The following is a 16,277-nucleotide window of genomic DNA, read 5'->3' on the forward strand; positions in this document are numbered from 1 at the left end:
CGGAACCCGCGCTTCGGCGCGGGTTTCTTTTTATGGCGCTGGGGTCAGATTCCTTTTGCAAGCAAAAGGGATCTGACCCCATTCGACCCGTGTCCAGAACCGTGACATCCGTCGGTCGTCGGAATGCCGTCAACGGGGCATGAAACTTGCCCGCGATGGCGGTCGCAGAATGGATCGGCGCCGTTTCGCAGTCGCCTTGAATCTGAGCAATCGATCACGACGGCCGCCGCTGGCGATGCCCTAGCCTTGACGACGCGAGGCCACCGGGGAGGTGGCCGCACGGGGAACACGGATGGCACGCGTGCTGGTAGTGGGAACCGATATCCAGGGCGAGCAGGCCCTGCTGCAACGGCTGCGCCTGGCCTCGGCGCTGCCGGATGGCCAGGTCCGCCGCAGCCAGGATCTGGACGATTGTGATCTGCTGGTCATCCGCGATACCCCGGCGCTGCGCAACGCCGCCCAGCGCATGCGGCAGCAACGTCCGCGCCTGCAGTGCTGGATCGAGGACATCGGCGGCCAGCTGCGTGATGGCGACGGGCATCAGGACGTGCTTGATGACGGTGCCATCGGTCGCGCGTTGCGTCGCATGCAGTTGGCACCGGAGCCCCTGGCCATGCAGACACCTGCGCCGATCCGCCTGGCAGATGGCGCGCACGCCATCACCCGCCTGCTGCGCGAGCGGCTGCCGCTGCGACAGGGCCAGGCACTGCTGGGTGATGCGGGCGAGCCTCTGCTGCTGATGGATCTGGAGCACGATCAGGCCGTGCTGTTGCAGGAGCCGGCTGCGGCGCTGGTGGAGCGGCTGGCCGATGCCTTTGAGCGCCTGCAGCTGGACGCGCTGACACCGGCGCGCCTGCAGGCCCTGGCCGGCGAGCGGCCACGCCAGCCGCTGCGGCCACTGCTGTGGCAATGGGCGCAACGCAGCCGCCATTGGCAGGCGCTGGACGAGCGGCTGCGCGGCGCGTCGGTGAAGCTGCTGCGCTGGCCGGACTTCCGCGTACTGGGCCATGACCACGATGGCTTCCGCCTGTGCTCGCTGCTGCTCAAGCGTGCGTGCACGGTTGAGGAATGCACGATGCTGCTCGAACTGCCGGCGGCGGCGGTTCGCGATTTCATCCATGCCGCCTATCTGTGTGGCTACGCGCAGCTGCAGGCCGCCCCGGCGACGCTGATGATGGCGGCAGGTGGCACCCGCACCGACAACGGACTGCTCGCCCGCCTGTGGCGGCACCTGCGCGGGAGCGAGCGCAATGCGTGAGCACAAGGTGGTCGTGCTGGGCGGCATGGGCAGCGGCAAGTCGACGCTGGTACGCAGCATCGCGGCTGGCGCGGTGGTCGACACGGATGTGGCCAACAGTGATCGCCTCGGCGCCGACAAGGCCTCCACCACCGTGGCGCTGGACTACGCAGACATCGACCTGCCCAACGGCGAACGCCTGCGTCTCTACGGCACACCCGGCCAGCAGCGTTTCGATTTCCTGTGGCCGATCCTGCTGCAGGGCGCCCGTGGCGCGGTGCTGCTGCTGGATGCGCGCCGCGCCGGCCTGGCCAGCGAGCTGGAAGGCTATCTGCAGGTGCTGCAGCCGTTCGCATCATCCTTGGCACTGGTCGTGGCGGTCACCCACCTGGACCAGGCACCGCAGGCCGCACTGGATGACTGGGCCATCCGTGCCTGCCTTGACGACCAGCCGCTGCCGCTGCTGGCCGTGGATGCCCGTGACCGAGGACAGGGACTGCTGCTGATGGATGTACTGATGAGCGAAATGGAAGCGCACGCACTGGTGGCTGCACATGGCTGACGGGCAGGTGGCGGGACTGCCCGACGCCGGTCAGCGTGAGCGCCTGCAGCCCCTGCTGCAGGACCTGCAGCAGCGGGTCGAAGGCGTGCGCACGGTCGTGCTGGCCAGCGTCGATGGCTTTGCCCTGGTCAGCGCCGGCGCCGAAGGGCGCGGCGAACGGCTGGCGGCGATGACCAGCGCGATGCTGGCGCTGGCTGCGGCGGTCGGGCGCGAACTGGTGCTGGGCGATCTGCAGACACTGATGCTGGAAGCGGCGGGCGGAAAGGTGCTGATGCTGGCGATCCAGGCCGAAGGGCGCGCACCGCTGCTGCTGATGGCGGCCTGCGACCAGCGCAGCGTGATCGGCCAGGTGCTGTGGCAGAGCAGGGAATGTGGCCAGGCGATCCTGGCCGAACTCGGCGGATCGTGAGCCCGGCCGCAGGGGAGCAAGGGGCTCGGACCAACATCGACAAGGGGTGCGACGTGGCTGGATTGAATGATTCGTTGAACGCACTGATGGGCATCGACGGCGCGCAGGCAGTGGCGCTGGTCGATTACGAAAGCGGCATGCTGCTGGGCGAAGCCGGTGCTGGCATGGACATGGAAGTGGCCGCCGCCGGCAATACCGAAGTGATCCGCGCCAAGATGAAGACCGCCGCATCGCTTAACCTCAACGACAGCATCGAGGACATCCTGATCTCGCTGGGCAAGGCGTACCACATCATGCGCCCGGTGGCGAAGAAGAAAGGCCTGTTCTTCTACATCGTGCTGGACCGTACCAAGTCCAACCTGGCATTGGCCCGGCGCAAGGTGCAGGACGTGGAGGCCGAACTGGCGATCTGAGCGGCCGCCTCCGTAGCGCCGGACCATGCTCGGCTGCTTCCAGCCGAAGCAGCCGAGCACGTTCGGCGCTGCCTTCAGGCTGCTGGAAGCAGCAGTGCAGAGACCAACGAGAGAGCCTTGCTGTCGCGTGCGGCGAAGTACCTGGGCGCATGATCTGGCAGCCACACTTCGTTGAAGTGGCGGCGGAAGTCCTCGTAGAACTCGTTGGGATACAGCTTGGCCGGCACCGTGCGGCCGTCCGGGTAGGCATGGTCGTACGTGGGCAGCGCATCGGTGTCGACGCCGCGATGATCCCTCAGCCACTTGCAGAACAGGCGGCCTTCGGAGATGTCCGGCACCAGCGCCTGCGGGAGCGTATAGCCCGCCTGCTCCAGCGGTGCGATCAGGTTCAACGTCAGCTCGTTGAGCATCGAGAAATGGGTGTACGGCACCTTGGCACGGTTCTGCATGTAGCGGTCGATGTGCACGGGCAGCAACGCATTGGCGCGACCCTGCTGCCATTCCACCACCCACTGCGAGACCTTCACTGCGAACCTGCGTGACAGCCACTGGCCGAGGTGGATGGCGAGGTACGGGTGGATCCAGGTGCCCTGCATGGCCGGGTTCCCACCGGATACCACGTGGATCAGCTCATTCTCGGACAGCTTCGTCTGCGCCATGAGCTCCTGCAGGAACTCCTCCGTCGATTTCAGTGCCCGGTAGTCGGACCAGCGCTTGCCGACGGACTGGCACAGGGCGGTCGCGCTGATGTAGCCGTCGCGGGCGCGCTGCGGGATGACGTTGCCTTCCTCCACGCGCGGAATAAAGGTCATTTGCTGCATGCGTCACCTCGTGCCGTTGTTGGGCCTGAAAGGGTAGGCAGCAGGGAGGCATCAGGTCTGTAGGAATCGTTGCGTTTGTCGCGGCATGCAGTGGCCCTACACAAGCCACCCCACGCCAGCGTATGGTGAGGCAGGTCCTCCCGGGTGAGCCCTGCATGTCCGAGCCTGACACCGTTGCCGAGTTGGCGTCGCGCATCGCCGGCGCCATTCACGCCGGCTTCGAGCAGTATCACGCCCGCTTTGCGGCGATCACCGCCCGTGCGCGGCAGCGTTTCGAGCAGCGCGACTGGGTGGGCGCGCGCCGGGATGCAGTCGAGCGCATCGCGTTGTACGACCTGTGCATCGCCGAACAGATGGATGCGCTGCGGCGTCTCGCCGGCGAAGCGATCGGGGAACGCGCGCTGTGGCTGCAGGTGCATGCGCGCTATAGCGCACTGCTGCGGGGGCTGATCGACGCCGAACTGTACAAGACCTTCTACAACACGCTGTCGCGGCGCTTGTTCTCCATCCGTGGCGTGGACCCGGCGCTGGAGTTCATCGCCTTCGATGTCGAGCCGTCCGATGCGATCACCCACCCGGTCGCACGGCATACCTATGCGGTCTCGCCGACGCGGCCGGTGGAGGCTCTCCAGCGCGTGCTGGCCGATTACCGCTTCGACATTCCGTATGCGCACCAGCTGCGCTGCGCGGCGGCCATCGCTGTGCGCCTGCAGGATGATCTGGCCCACTGGGGTGATACGCCGGTGCGCAGCATCGAGCTGCTCGACACCGTGTTCTACCGGGAGCGCCGCGCCTACCTGGTGGGTCGCGTGTTCGGCGAACACCGCTTCTCACCGTGCGTGATCGCCCTGGTCAACGATGGGCAGGGCCTGCGTGCAGATGCGGTGCTGACCCGGCGTCGCGATGTTGCCCATCTGTTCGGCGTGTCGCGCAGCTATTTCCAGGCCGACCTTGCCACGGTGGGCGATGCGGTGGTGTTCCTGCGCAGCCTGTTGCCGGGCAAGCCCATTGATGAGATCTATACGGTGCTGGGCCGCGCCAAGCAGGGCAAGACCGAGCGCTACCGCACCTTCTTCCGCCACTTCAACGAACATCCGCAGGAGCGGCTGGTGCATGCCGAAGGCACGCCGGGCATGGTCATGGCGGTGTTCACCCTGCCCAGCTATCCGCTGGTGTTCAAGCTGATCCGCGACCGCTTCGCGTGGCCGAAGTCGATGTCGCGGCAGCAGGTGGAAGAGAAGTATGCGCTGGTGTTCAACCTCGACCGTGTCGGTCGCCTGCTTGATGCGCAGCCGTACCGCCATCTGCGTTTCCCGCGCGACCGCTTCGCACCGGCCTTGCTGCAGGAGCTGCTTGCGCAGTGCGCGCAGAGCGTGCGCGTCGATGGCGACCAGGTGGAAGTCGCACTGTGCTACGTGCAGCGTCGCTTCCGTCCATTGAACCTGTACCTGCGCGAGCAGGGCGGCGACGCGGTGCGTGCGGCGGTACTCGACTACGCGCAGGCGATCACCGACATGGCGCGCAACAACATCTTCCCCGGCGACATGCTGCCGAAGAACTTCGGCGTATCGCGGCATGGCCGGGCAGTCTTCTACGACTATGACGAGCTGTGCCTGGTCAGCGACTGCGTGTTCCGCGCCTGGCCGCAGCCGCGCACGCCGGAGGAAGCCATGGCCGACGAACCCTGGTTCCATGTCGGGCCACGCGACGTGTTTCCCGAGCGCTTCGGCCCGTTCATGGGCCTGCCGGCGGGCGAGCTGGCGGCGGTGCGCGAACATTACCGGCACCTGTTTGATCCCGCGTGGTGGCAGGGCCTGCAGGCGCGCTTCGCCAGCGGTGATTATCCGGATACCCCGCCCTATGCGGCGGTCCATCGCCTGGCCTGAACGGCGTGGCGTGGACTGCCTGCCGGTCCCGCTCGGACTGCGGTACGCTCGGGGTTCACCTCATCACCATGGATCCGGCAATGATGCGTTCCCCCCTGTTCCTTGCGCTGGCCCTGGCGTTCGCCGCCGGTGCTCCCCTGCTGCCGGCCGATGCCGTGGCCCAGAACGCGCGCGCCGTGCGCGCCACTGCCGAGATGAGCATGGTGCTGTCGGGCAGTATCGACGTGGCGGCCGATGGTTCGGTCAGCACGCTGGTCCTGGACCAGCGTGCCATGCTCGCACCCGGCATCGTGTCGTTCGTGGAAGGCGCCATCCGCGGTTGGCAGTTCGAACCGACGCTGCGTGATGGCACGCCGGTGGCCGTCCACGCGCCGCTGCGCGTACGCCTGCGTGGCAAGCAGCAGGAAGACGGCAACTACCAGATCAGCATGACCAGCGTCGACTTCAGTGAATATGATCCGAAGGCTACCGATTCGATCACCCAGAAGCGCATGCCGCCGCCGCGCTACCCCGAAGAGGCCTTCCGCAATGGCGGGCAGGGTGACGTACTGCTGCTGGTCAAGGTCGCACGCGACGGCACCGTGGCCGATGTCATTGCCGAGCAGGTGAACATGACCGTGGTCGCACCGGAACGGACCATGGCCAGGATGCGCGACATCTTCGCCAAGGCCAGTATCAGTGCGGCCCGCAAGTGGACCTTCTCGCCGCCGACCACCGGCGAGGACAGCACGCGGGATTCATGGACCGTGCGCGTGCCGGTCACTTTCGACCTGAACAACAGCGACAACGGCCAGCCGGAACGCTACGGCCGCTGGCGTGCCTTCATCCCCGGCCCGCGCCAGGCCGCACCCTGGCGCACGCCGGATGGCGCCGGACAGGCGGGAAGTGATCTGCTGCCGGCCGGCGGCGTGTACATGGTCGATGGCACCCAGCGCGGCCTGCGCCTGCTGACGCCGCTGGCGCAGCGCTGAGCCCGGTGCGATGGAGCGGTCGGCCAGGCCGGCCGCTTTTCAGTCCGCGTACGGGTAGACCACCACGCGGTTGCGGCCCTGTTCCTTGGCCATGTACAGGGCCTTGTCGGCCAGCCGCAGCGCCTGCTCGGCATCGACATGGAAGCTGGGGAAGTGGGCCACGCCCAGCGACACGGTGATGGTGCCGACCGGCTCGAACGGATGATCGGCGATGTGCTGGCGCAGGCGCTCGCCGGCCTGGCGCGCCGAGTCGGTACTGATGCCCGGCAGCAGCAGCAGGAATTCCTCGCCACCGGCACGGCAGAGGATGTCGCTGTCGCGCGAGTAGCGGCGCATCTGGTCGGCGATATGGACGATGGCGGCGTCACCGACGTCATGGCCGTGGCTGTCGTTGATCGATTTGAAGCGATCGATGTCCAGCGCCAGGATCGCGAACGGAATGCCCTGCACCTGCAGCGCATCCAGCGCCTGCTGCAGGCCGCGGCGATTGAGCAGGCCGGTCAGCGGATCGGTACGGTTGGCGCGGTTGAGTGTGCCAATGCGGTCCTGCAGGGCGTTGAAGCTGTGCAGGACCGCTTGCTTGAGCTGGGCAACCTCGAAGTACCATGCGCGGATGCCGCTGACGTGGTTGATCGCGCTGCCGGTGTCCTCGCCACCCTGCACGTTGCGCGCCAGCTGCCACAGCGGCATCGAGATGCGCCGGGCGAACCACCAGGTGATCAGCAGTGACAGCAGGCCGAGCGGGATCGCGTTCCAGATCACCGCGGTCATCAACCGTGACAACGGCTGCAATGTGGCCTCGGTCGGCCGCTGGGCGATGATGCCCCAACCAGTGGCCGGTACCGGCGCGTAACCGGCCAGCATCGACACGCCCAGGTTGTTACGGACCTGCTGCGCGCCGCGCTCACCGCGCACCACCGCCTTCACCGCCGGGTTGCCGACCACGTAGTCGCCGACCCGCTTGCCGTCGGCGTGGTACAGCAGGCGGCCATGGCGGTCGACCACGTACAGGTAGGAGCCGTCGCGGTAGTAGTGCTTGCCCAGCAGCGTATGCAGCGCGCTGCGCTGGCGCAGGTACAGGGTGCCGCTGACGTAGCCGCGATACTGGCCCTGGCGGTCGAAGATCGGGTGCGACAGCGAGACCAGCAGCTTGCCTGTGGTCGACTGGTACGGGTCGCTGATCATCGGCTGGCGTGCAGCCAATGCGGCATTGTTGCCGACGCTGTGCAGGATCTCGCCCTGCAGCTGCAGGGTCTGCGGCGAGGTGGCGATCACCAGGCCGTCGGCGTCCACCACCAGCGAGGAATTGAAGCTGTTGGTCTGCAGCTGCAGGCGGCTGGCCTCGTCCTGCGCCTGTGCCGGATCGAGGTCACTCTGGCCGAGCCGGGTGGCGGCGTAGGCCAGCTCCTGCTGCGCGGCCAACAGGAAGTTCTGGGTGGTCTCGGCCAGCTTGGTGGCATAGACGCGGTTGGCTTCCAGGGTATTGCCGACCAGCTGGTCGCGCTGCACGCGGTAGCTGGCCAGCAGGGTATTGGCCAGGGCGATGATGGCGCTGAGCAGGGCCAGGGCGAGGATCAGCTTGCCCAGGTTGAGGCGGGGAGACAGCGTTCGCATGCGTCGACGGATCCGGCAGGAGGCTGGACCCGACCGGTTCTCCGGAAGGGGCGACAGCGGAATCGGTGGCCACGCCCGCAGGGCCGGGCAGGGTATCGGGCGGATTATCGCCAAAAGTCGGCGGCGGCAAAGTGAAGTGGGTCGCCCTGCAGGCAAAAAAAAACCTGCCGCAGCGAGCGGCAGGTTCCTTTCGATGCAATGCCGTGGATCAGCGCTTCATCGAGCCGAAGAACTCGTCGTTGGACTTGGTGTTCTTCATCTTGTCCAGCAGGAACTCCATCGCGGCCATTTCATCCATCGGATGCAGCAGCTTGCGCAGGATCCAGATCTTCTGCAGCAGTTCCGGCTCGATCAGCAGGTCTTCGCGGCGGGTGCCGGAACGGTTGATGTCGATGGCCGGGAACACGCGCTTTTCAGCGATACGGCGGCTCAGGTGCACTTCGCTGTTGCCGGTGCCCTTGAACTCTTCGTAGATCACCTCGTCCATCTTCGAGCCGGTGTCGACCAGCGCGGTGGCGATGATGGTCAGGCTGCCGCCTTCCTCCACGTTGCGCGCGGCACCGAAGAAGCGCTTCGGGCGGTGCAGGGCGTTGGCGTCCACACCACCGGTCAGCACCTTGCCCGAGCTCGGCACCACGTTGTTGTAGGCGCGGGCCAGGCGGGTGATCGAGTCGAGCAGGATCACCACGTCCTTCTTGTGCTCGACCAGGCGCTTGGCGCGCTCGATGACCATTTCGGCCACCTGCACGTGGCGCGCGGCCGGCTCGTCGAAGGTCGAGCTGATGACCTCGCCGCGCACGGTGCGCTGCATTTCGGTCACTTCTTCCGGGCGTTCGTCGATCAGCAGCACGATCAGGTGCACGTCCGGATGGTTGGTGGTGATGGCAGTGGCGACCTGCTGCATCATCATCGTCTTGCCGGCCTTCGGCTGGGACACGATGAGCGAGCGCTGGCCCTTGCCCTGCGGCGCCATCAGGTCGAGGATGCGGCCGGTAATGTCTTCCGACGAACCGTTGCCACGCTCCAGGGTGAAGCGGCGGCGCGGGAACAGCGCGGTCAGGTTCTCGAACAGCACCTTGTTCTTCGACGCTTCGATCGGCTCACCGTTGATGGTGTCGACGATGTTCAGCGCGAAGTAGCGCTCGCCGTCCTTCGGGAAGCGGATGCGGCCGGAGATGTGGTCGCCGGTGCGCAGGTTGAAGCGGCGGATCTGGCTGGGCGAGATGTAAGTGTCGTCCGGGCCGGCCAGGTAGCTGGCTTCGGCCGCGCGCAGGAAGCCGAAGCCGTCCGGCAGGATTTCCAGCACGCCATCGGCGGCAACGCCGTCGCCGTGGCGGGTCAGCACCTTCAGCAGGGCGAAGATCACGTCCTGCTTGCGGGCACGGGCCACGCCTTCGGAGATCTGCAGCTGCTCGGCGATCTCCAGCAGCTTCTGTGCCGGCATGCGCTTGAGGTCGCTCAGCGAGTAGACCGGGAAGCCCTCGGGCACGTTGGCGTGCGGGCGCGGCACGAAGGGCTGCTGCTCGCCGCCGTCCTGCGGCATGCCGTCATCGCGGCCACCGCGGTTGCGGTCGCGGTCGCGACGGTTGCGGAAACGGTCGCGGCGATTGCCCTGGCCCTGCTGGCCGTTCTGGTTGTAGGGGTTGTTGTTCTGACCCTGGCCCTGGTGCTGCCCACCGCCCTGGTGGTTCTGCTGGCGCTGTCCGGATTCGCGGCCTTCGCCACCCTCACCGCCGCCGGAGGCGGGGGCTTCAGTGGCAGGCGCGCTCGGCGCGGGGGCGGCTGCAGCCGGTGCCGGCGCTTCGGGCGCGGCTGCCAGCGGCAGGGTCGGTTGCGCCGGAGCGGCGCTGGTTTCGGCGGCTGCCGGGGCGGCGGCCTTGCTCACGCGGGGCTTGCGCACGCGCTTTTCGGCGGGCGCATCGGCGCTGCCGGTTTCGGAAGTGTTATCGGACAAGAGCGTTATTCCTCGCTTGAAGGTGCGAGCGCCCGGCTGGGGCGGCGAACGTTGGGAATGGGTCTGGAAGAAACTGCGTCCAGAGGGTGCGGCACGCGAGCGCGGCCGGATATGCCGACACTATCATCGGCCTGCGGCGGCATGCAAGGGTCGCCGGGAACAGCATTCATGATGGACGCGGGGCGCCCGCCGGCAGCCGCGGGCGGCGGCTGCCGGGAACAGCAGGATCAGGCCAGGGCCTTGTCCAGCAGGCCGGCCAGCTGGGCCTTGCCCACCGCACCGATCTGCTCGCCGACCTTCTCGCCGTCCTTGAAAACGACCAGGTACGGAATCGAACGCACATGGTACTTGGCGGCCAGTGCGCGGTTGTGGTCGACGTTGACCTTGGCGATCTTGGCGCGGCCCTGGTAGGCATCGGCCAGTTCGTCCAGCGCCGGGGCGATCATCTTGCAGGGGCCACACCACTCGGCCCAGAAATCGACCAGCACCGGTTCCTTGGAATTCAGCACTGCGCTATCGAAGTCGGCGTCGCCGACATGTACAACCTTGTCGCTCATCTTGGTTTCTCGTCTTGGATTGCACCCGGCCATGCCGGAGGTGGGTGAACTGGGCCATGCCCGGTGGCGCGACCCTCGTCGTTGCCTCGCGGCGCACTGCCGCGGTGCGTTCGGCGGGATGCCTGGACGCTCACGGCCGGCAGTGTACCCCTATCGCAGGGCAGGGACAGGCGCCGGTTGGAACCCAGCGTATCGTGATCGCTTCGATGGCCGGTATGTGTCGGATTTCACTGTCTTCCTGTACATGGGGCTGGCAGTGGGCGACACCAGCGAACCCGGGCAGGCCGTTCAAGTCCGGTGTGGCTGGGTGAAGGTGGCGTCTCTGGGTGCCATGAGACGCCGCATTCCGGTTTGCCTGCCCGAGTGCGGTAAACTGGGGCATTGTGCGGCGCGCGGACCGGTGGTCCCAGCCTGCCAACCCGCCGCAGGGGCCGCAGTTTGCGACGGTGCCCCTAGACGATGAAGTGCCAGCCGCCCCACGGGCCGGCGGCCATACCAAGACGGACTCATGAGCGACAAACCGCTGACCGATTTGACCTTCTCCTCCTTCGAGTTGCATCCGGCCCTGCAGGCCGGCCTTGAAGGAGCCGGATTCACCCGCTGCACCCCGATCCAGGCGCTGACCCTGCCGGTCGCGCTGCCCGGCGGTGATGTTGCCGGCCAGGCCCAGACCGGCACCGGCAAGACCCTGGCCTTCCTGGTCGCTGTCGTGAACCGCCTGCTGACCCGCCCGGCGCTGGCCGACCGCAAGCCGGAGGATCCGCGTGCGCTGATCCTTGCCCCGACCCGCGAACTGGCCATCCAGATCCACAAGGATGCGGTGAAGTTCGGTTCCGACCTGGGCCTGCGTTTCGCGCTGGTCTACGGTGGCGTGGATTACGACAAGCAGCGTGAGCTGCTGCAGCAGGGCGTGGACGTGATCATCGCCACCCCGGGCCGCCTGATCGACTACGTCAAGCAGCACAAGGTGGTTTCGCTGCATGCCTGCGAGATCTGCGTGCTGGACGAAGCCGATCGCATGTTCGATCTGGGCTTCATCAAGGACATCCGCTTCCTGCTGCGCCGCATGCCGGAACGCACCATCCGCCAGACCCTGCTGTTCAGTGCCACCCTCAGCCATCGCGTGCTGGAGCTGGCCTACGAGCACATGAACGAGCCGCAGAAGCTGGTGGTCGAAGCCGAGACCATCACCGCTGCGCGCGTGCGCCAGCGCATCTATTTCCCGGCCGACGACGAGAAGATCCCGCTGCTGCTGGGCCTGCTGTCGCGCAGTGAAGGCGCGCGCACCATGGTGTTCGTCAATACCAAGGTGTTCGTCGAGCGCGTCGCCCGCTCGCTGGAAAAGGCCGGCTACCGCGTCGGCGTGCTGTCCGGCGACGTGCCGCAGAAGAAGCGTGAGAGCCTGCTCAACCGCTTCCAGAAGGGCCAGCTGGAAATCCTGGTGGCCACCGACGTGGCCGCGCGTGGCCTGCACATCGACGGCATCAAGTACGTCTACAACTACGACCTGCCGTTCGACGCCGAAGACTACGTGCACCGCATCGGTCGTACCGCGCGCCTGGGCGAAGAGGGTGATGCGATCAGCTTCGCCTGCGAACGCTACGCGATGGGCCTGCCGGACATCGAGGCCTACATCGAGCAGAAGATCCCGTCCGAGCCGGTCACCAAGGAACTGTTGACGCCGCTGCCGCGCCCGGAACGCCCGGCCCCGGCTGCTGGCGAGGAAGGTGAGGAGAACGAGAGCGTCGGCCAGATCTTCCGTGAAGCGCGCGAAGCCCGCGCCGCTGAAGAAGAGCGCCGTGGTGGTGGTCGCAGTGGGGGCCGCTCCGGCGGTGGCCGTGGCGAGCGTCGCGACGGTGAGCGCAGCGGCGAGCGCCGTTCGCGTGGCCCGCGCAAGCCGCGCGTGGAAGGCGAGCAGGTTGCAGCTGCCCCAGCCGAAGGTGCTGAAGCCGCTGTCGCCCAGGCTCCGCGTCCGCCGCGCCCGCCGCGCGCCGAGGGCGCGCCGGAAGGTGCCGTGGATGGCGAGCGCAAGCCGCGCAAGCGCCGTCGTCGTCGCCACGGCCGTCCGGTCGAGGGTGGCGAGGGCGTGCAGGCCAACGCCGGCAACGGCGCCAGCCCGGTGACCCCGGTGCAGGTGGTGGCCAAGCCGGTGCGCACGGCGGCCGACAGCGGCGATTCGTTCCTGACCCGCATCGGCCGCAAGATCCGCCGGATGCTGTCGGGCAGCTGATCGGCGCTGCCGATCAGCGGGTAGCACCCGACCGCTGGTCGGGTGGCTTTGAACGGTAGTGCCGGCCGCTGGCCGGCAACCCACATGGCTGCCGGCCAGCGGCCGGCACTACCGATCGGCGCGACCGTCTCCACGAGGTCGCGCCGCTCCTGCATAATCGGGGCATGAGTGTCCTGCGCTTCGACAATGTCAGCAAACAGTACGCCGGTGGCCACGAGGCGCTGATCGATGTCAGCTTCGAGGTCGCGCCGGGCGAGATGCTGTTCGTCACCGGCCATTCCGGTGCGGGCAAGAGCACTTTGCTCAAGTTGATCCACCTCGACGAGCGGCCCAGCCGCGGCGCGGTGGTGTTCGACGAGCGCAACCTGCTGAAGGTGCGCGGCGGCGACGTGCCCCGCCACCGACGCGCGGTGGGCGCGGTCTACCAGGACCACCGGCTGCTGATGGACCGCTCGATCGCCGAGAACGTGGCGCTGCCGCTGATCCTGCGCGGCACCCGCCGTGGCGACATCAGCAAGCGCGTGCGCTCGGTGCTGGAGCGGATGGGCCTGGGCCATCGCGAGAAGGCGCTGCCCTCGCAGCTGTCGGCCGGCGAGCAGCAGCGCGTGGGCATCGCCCGCGCCATCGTCGGCGAGCCCAAGCTGCTGGTGGCCGATGAGCCGACCGGCAACCTCGACCCGACCCTGGCGGCGGAGATCATGGCCCTGTTCGCCGAGCTGCCCTCGCGCGGCACCAGCGTGCTGGTGGTCAGCCACGACCTGCCGCTGCTGCGCCGCATGCGCAAGCGCGTGCTGATCCTCGACCATGGCCGGCTGGTGGATGACATCTCGCCGCAGGACCTGGCGGAGTAACCGATGGCGAAGAACGAAAACAGCGAAGCCGCCGCCCCCTCGCGCGTGGGCGTCTGGTTCCAGCACCACGTGCACAGCGTGGTGTTCAGCCTGGGCCGCGCCTGCCGCAAGCCATGGGCGACCCTGCTGACGGTGATGGTCATGGCGCTGGCGCTGGCGCTGCCGCTGGGCCTGTCGATCGCGCTGGACAACCTCAAGCAGTTCGCCGGCAGCGTGCAGCAGTCGCGCGACATCAACGTGTTCCTGAAGGGCAACGTCGATGCACCCGGCGCGCTGCGCTTGGCCGGCCAGCTGCGCGACCGCGACGACGTGGCCGAAGTGAACGTGCGCACGCCCGAGCAGGGCCTGCAGGAACTGCGCGATGCCGGCCTGGGTGAGGCGATCGACGCACTCAACGACAATCCGCTGCCTTCGCTGCTGGTGATCACTCCCGGCCAGGGCAAGGACGACGCACGCCTGGCGCGCGCGCTGGAAAGCCTGCCGGAGGCCGATCTGGTGCAGCACGATGCGCTGTGGCGCCAGCGCCTGGATGCCTGGCTTGCCTTCGGTGCGCGGCTGGTGCAGGTGCTGTCGGTCCTGCTCGGCGCGGGTGCCGCGCTGGTGGTCGGCAACACGGTGCGCCTGGACATCCAGGCCCGCCGCGAAGAGATCGGCGTGCTGCAGCTGCTCGGCGCCAGCGATGGCTTCATCCGCCGCCCGTTCCTGTATCTGGGCGCGTGGTACGGCCTGGGCGCCGGCGCGGTGGCGCTGGCCCTGATCGGCGCTGCGGGTGCCGCCCTGCGCATGCCGCTGGCCGAACTCTCGCGCAGCTACGGCAGCCCGTTCGTACTGCACGGCCTGGACCTGCTGCACGGCGGCCTGGTCCTGCTCGGCACGCTGCTGCTGGGTTGGCTGGGCGCCTGGCTGGTCACCGGCCACTTCCTCCGCCAGACCCGCCCGACCGACACCTGAGACCGGCATGCAACCGCAAGCGCTGAAACACCTTGAAGGGCCCGCGACGCGGGTGATGGTGGTCGATGGCTCGAAGCTGGTGCGCAAGCTGATCGCCGACGTCCTGCAGCGTGACCTGCCGGGCGTGGAGGTGATCGGCTGCGACAGCATCGAGGACGCACAGCAGGCGCTGGCACAGGGGCCGGTGGACCTGGTGACGACCTCGCTGACCCTGCGCGATGGCGACGGCCTGGCGCTGGCGCGGATGGTGCGCGAAGCGGCCGGCCAGGCCTATGTGCCGGTGATCGTGGTCTCCGGCGATGCCCAGCAGCACCTGGAGCAGCGCCGCTTCACCGAGTACGTCACCGACTATTTCGACAAATCGCTCGGCCATGAAGCACTGGCGACCTTCATCCGCGGCTACGTGCAGCCGCAGACCATCCCCGGCGCCACCATCCTCTATATCGAGGACAGCCGCGTGGTGGCCGAGGCCACCAAGCGCATGCTGGAACGCCAGCAGTTGAACGTGCTGCACGTGGTCAGCGCCGAAGAAGCGTTCACCCTGCTCACCGCCGAGTCGCTGGGCCGCAGTCGCCACCGCATCGACCTGGTGCTGACCGACGTCACCCTGAAGGGCGAACTGAGCGGTCGCGACGTGGTGCAGCGCGTGCGTGTGGATTTCGGCTACGGCAAGCGCCGCCTGCCGGTGCTGGTGATGACCGGCGATGGCAACCCGCACAACCAGACCGGGCTGCTGCAGTCCGGTGCCAACGACCTGGTGCTCAAGCCGATCGAAGAACGGCTGCTGGTCACCAAGGTGCTGTTCCAGCTGAGGCTGGCCCGATTGAACGATGGACCTCTGTTGCGATGATGGATGAAGTAGCCGACACCCCGACGATCCAGCTGGAACCGAGCTGGAAGCAGCATGTCGGCGATTACCTGTTGCAGCCGCAGATGCGCGAGCTGTCCAGCTTCCTGCGCCAGCGCAAGGCCAGTGGCGCGGCGGTGTTCCCGCCCGGCCCGCAGATCTTCGCCGCGTTCGACGCCACGCCGTTCGAGCAGGTGAAGGTGGTGATCCTCGGGCAGGACCCGTACCACGGTCGCGGCCAGGCACATGGCCTGAGTTTCTCGGTGCCGCCGGGCGTGCCGGTGCCGCCGTCGCTGCTGAACATCTACAAGGAGATCGAGAGCGATCTCGGTATCCCGCGTCCGGACCACGGCTGCCTGATTCCGTGGGCGCAGCGTGGCGTGCTGCTGCTCAATGCGGTGCTGACGGTGGAAGAGGGCAAGGCCGGTGCGCACCAGGGTCGTGGCTGGGAAGGCTTCACCGACCACGTGGTGGATGTGCTCAACCGCGAGCGCGAAGGGCTGGTGTTCATGCTCTGGGGCGCCTATGCGCAGCAGAAGGGCAAGGTGATCGACACCCGCCGCCATCGCGTGCTGAAGTCGCCGCATCCGTCGCCGCTTTCGGCCCATCGGGGCTTCCTCGGCTGTCGTCATTTCTCGATGGCCAACGAGTACCTGCAGCGCCGCGGCCAAGCCCCGATCGACTGGTCGCTGCCGCCGCGCTCGGCACTCCGAGGGCCGGCGGGCCGCTGGGCCTGAACACCGGGCAACGTTCCCGGGCCTGAATGGGCCTTCAGAACGGCCCGTTCAGCTCCGCTTGACCGGAATCGGCCGCTTTACGGCAGGTAATTGCTTGAATTCCAAGGGATTGTGAATCCCGAAAAGCATGCTCGCCACTGTCATCAAATCGCGCTACGGTAGGGCTCTGTTTGGGACCAGTGTTGCATCAATAGGATGCTGGAACTTTTTCCTCCTTTAGCAGTCCAAATCCCGGAC

The 16,277-nt window shown here is 67.5% G+C and carries 15 protein-coding genes; 11 read left to right on the top strand and 4 right to left on the bottom strand.

The window, feature by feature from the left end; genetic code table 11:
* Positions 1–292 precede the first annotated feature (292 nt).
* The 4 genes from J3A72_RS04685 to J3A72_RS04700 are packed head-to-tail and all read left to right on the top strand — an operon-like array spanning position 293 to position 2,621.
* Entirely contained in the window at positions 293–1,258 is a 966-nt protein-coding gene (locus J3A72_RS04685; protein ID WP_075076478.1) for a hypothetical protein, read from the top strand.
* Entirely contained in the window at positions 1,251–1,799 is a 549-nt protein-coding gene (locus J3A72_RS04690) for an ATP/GTP-binding protein (RefSeq protein WP_014648641.1), read from the top strand. The genes J3A72_RS04685 and J3A72_RS04690 overlap by 8 nt, the downstream gene beginning before the upstream one ends.
* Positions 1,792–2,208, top strand: a complete 417-nt coding sequence (locus J3A72_RS04695; protein ID WP_075076477.1) for a roadblock/LC7 domain-containing protein — start codon at positions 1,792–1,794, stop codon at positions 2,206–2,208. The genes J3A72_RS04690 and J3A72_RS04695 overlap by 8 nt, the downstream gene beginning before the upstream one ends.
* Before the next feature lie 53 nt (positions 2,209–2,261).
* A complete protein-coding gene (locus J3A72_RS04700) occupies positions 2,262–2,621 on the top strand; it encodes a hypothetical protein (protein ID WP_014648639.1) in 360 nt (119 codons plus the stop codon).
* 74 nt (positions 2,622–2,695) lie between these two features.
* On the opposite strand, the gene J3A72_RS04705 is transcribed toward J3A72_RS04700, so the two are convergent.
* A complete protein-coding gene (locus J3A72_RS04705; RefSeq protein WP_032961690.1) occupies positions 2,696–3,442 on the bottom strand; it encodes a KilA-N domain-containing protein in 747 nt (248 codons plus the stop codon).
* Between the two features lie 155 nt (positions 3,443–3,597).
* Between J3A72_RS04705 and aceK the strand changes: the two genes are divergently transcribed.
* Both aceK and J3A72_RS04715 read left to right on the top strand, forming a co-directional pair.
* A complete protein-coding gene (gene aceK, locus J3A72_RS04710) occupies positions 3,598–5,328 on the top strand; it encodes a bifunctional isocitrate dehydrogenase kinase/phosphatase (protein ID WP_075076476.1) in 1,731 nt (576 codons plus the stop codon).
* An 80-nt stretch (positions 5,329–5,408) separates the two neighbouring features.
* Positions 5,409–6,299: an energy transducer TonB gene (locus J3A72_RS04715; RefSeq protein WP_075076475.1), complete on the top strand. Its 891-nt coding sequence runs from the start codon at positions 5,409–5,411 to the stop codon at positions 6,297–6,299.
* 39 nt (positions 6,300–6,338) lie between these two features.
* Here J3A72_RS04715 and J3A72_RS04720 read toward each other — a convergent pair whose 3' ends face one another.
* The 3 genes from J3A72_RS04720 to trxA form a co-directional block, all read right to left on the bottom strand.
* On the bottom strand, positions 6,339–7,913 hold the full coding sequence (locus J3A72_RS04720; protein ID WP_075076474.1) for a sensor domain-containing diguanylate cyclase: 1,575 nt from the start codon (positions 7,911–7,913) through the stop codon (positions 6,339–6,341).
* A 208-nt stretch (positions 7,914–8,121) separates the two neighbouring features.
* Complete coding sequence (gene rho / locus J3A72_RS04725; protein WP_046429862.1) at positions 8,122–9,867, bottom strand: transcription termination factor Rho; 1,746 nt, start codon at positions 9,865–9,867, stop codon at positions 8,122–8,124.
* A 227-nt stretch (positions 9,868–10,094) separates the two neighbouring features.
* A complete protein-coding gene (gene trxA, locus J3A72_RS04730) occupies positions 10,095–10,424 on the bottom strand; it encodes a thioredoxin (protein ID WP_005411275.1) in 330 nt (109 codons plus the stop codon).
* A 508-nt stretch (positions 10,425–10,932) separates the two neighbouring features.
* On the opposite strand from trxA, the gene rhlB reads away from it, so the two are divergent.
* The 5 genes from rhlB to ung all read left to right on the top strand — a co-directional run bounded on the left by rhlB (position 10,933) and on the right by ung (position 16,040).
* Positions 10,933–12,654 (top strand): ATP-dependent RNA helicase RhlB, encoded by a 1,722-nt coding sequence (gene rhlB / locus J3A72_RS04735; protein WP_049439326.1) that lies wholly within the window; start codon positions 10,933–10,935, stop codon positions 12,652–12,654.
* Positions 12,655–12,818: 164 nt separating this feature from the next.
* On the top strand, positions 12,819–13,505 hold the full coding sequence (ftsE, locus tag J3A72_RS04740) for a cell division ATP-binding protein FtsE (protein ID WP_014648630.1): 687 nt from the start codon (positions 12,819–12,821) through the stop codon (positions 13,503–13,505).
* Between the two features lie 3 nt (positions 13,506–13,508).
* Positions 13,509–14,456 (top strand): permease-like cell division protein FtsX, encoded by a 948-nt coding sequence (gene ftsX / locus J3A72_RS04745; RefSeq protein ID WP_032961674.1) that lies wholly within the window; start codon positions 13,509–13,511, stop codon positions 14,454–14,456.
* A 7-nt stretch (positions 14,457–14,463) separates the two neighbouring features.
* On the top strand, positions 14,464–15,306 hold the full coding sequence (locus tag J3A72_RS04750) for a response regulator (protein WP_019660837.1): 843 nt from the start codon (positions 14,464–14,466) through the stop codon (positions 15,304–15,306).
* Positions 15,303–16,040 carry a uracil-DNA glycosylase gene (gene ung, locus J3A72_RS04755; protein WP_075076472.1) on the top strand — a complete coding sequence of 246 codons (738 nt, stop codon included), beginning with the start codon at positions 15,303–15,305 and terminating at the stop codon, positions 16,038–16,040. Before J3A72_RS04750 ends, ung begins: the two co-directional genes overlap by 4 nt.
* Positions 16,041–16,277: the final 237 nt, after the last annotated feature.

Source organism: Stenotrophomonas sp. PvP093 (assembly GCF_017876915.1).
Classification (GTDB): Bacteria; Pseudomonadota; Gammaproteobacteria; order Xanthomonadales; family Xanthomonadaceae; genus Stenotrophomonas; species Stenotrophomonas muris.

Bases quoted from the DNA above. Each gene is read 5' to 3' on its own strand.
- J3A72_RS04720 (WP_075076474.1), bottom strand. From the start codon at position 7,913: ATGCGAACGCTGTCTCCCCGCCTCAACCTGGGCAAGCTGATCCTCGCC.
- J3A72_RS04690 (WP_014648641.1), top strand. From the start codon at position 1,251: ATGCGTGAGCACAAGGTGGTCGTGCTGGGCGGCATGGGCAGCGGCAAG.
- rhlB (WP_049439326.1), top strand. From the start codon at position 10,933: ATGAGCGACAAACCGCTGACCGATTTGACCTTCTCCTCCTTCGAGTTG.
- J3A72_RS04750 (WP_019660837.1), top strand. From the start codon at position 14,464: ATGCAACCGCAAGCGCTGAAACACCTTGAAGGGCCCGCGACGCGGGTG.
- ftsX (WP_032961674.1), top strand. From the start codon at position 13,509: ATGGCGAAGAACGAAAACAGCGAAGCCGCCGCCCCCTCGCGCGTGGGC.
- trxA (WP_005411275.1), bottom strand. From the start codon at position 10,424: ATGAGCGACAAGGTTGTACATGTCGGCGACGCCGACTTCGATAGCGCA.
- J3A72_RS04685 (WP_075076478.1), top strand. From the start codon at position 293: ATGGCACGCGTGCTGGTAGTGGGAACCGATATCCAGGGCGAGCAGGCC.
- ftsE (WP_014648630.1), top strand. From the start codon at position 12,819: ATGAGTGTCCTGCGCTTCGACAATGTCAGCAAACAGTACGCCGGTGGC.
- J3A72_RS04695 (WP_075076477.1), top strand. From the start codon at position 1,792: ATGGCTGACGGGCAGGTGGCGGGACTGCCCGACGCCGGTCAGCGTGAG.
- ung (WP_075076472.1), top strand. From the start codon at position 15,303: ATGATGGATGAAGTAGCCGACACCCCGACGATCCAGCTGGAACCGAGC.
- J3A72_RS04715 (WP_075076475.1), top strand. From the start codon at position 5,409: ATGATGCGTTCCCCCCTGTTCCTTGCGCTGGCCCTGGCGTTCGCCGCC.
- J3A72_RS04705 (WP_032961690.1), bottom strand. From the start codon at position 3,442: ATGCAGCAAATGACCTTTATTCCGCGCGTGGAGGAAGGCAACGTCATC.
- aceK (WP_075076476.1), top strand. From the start codon at position 3,598: ATGTCCGAGCCTGACACCGTTGCCGAGTTGGCGTCGCGCATCGCCGGC.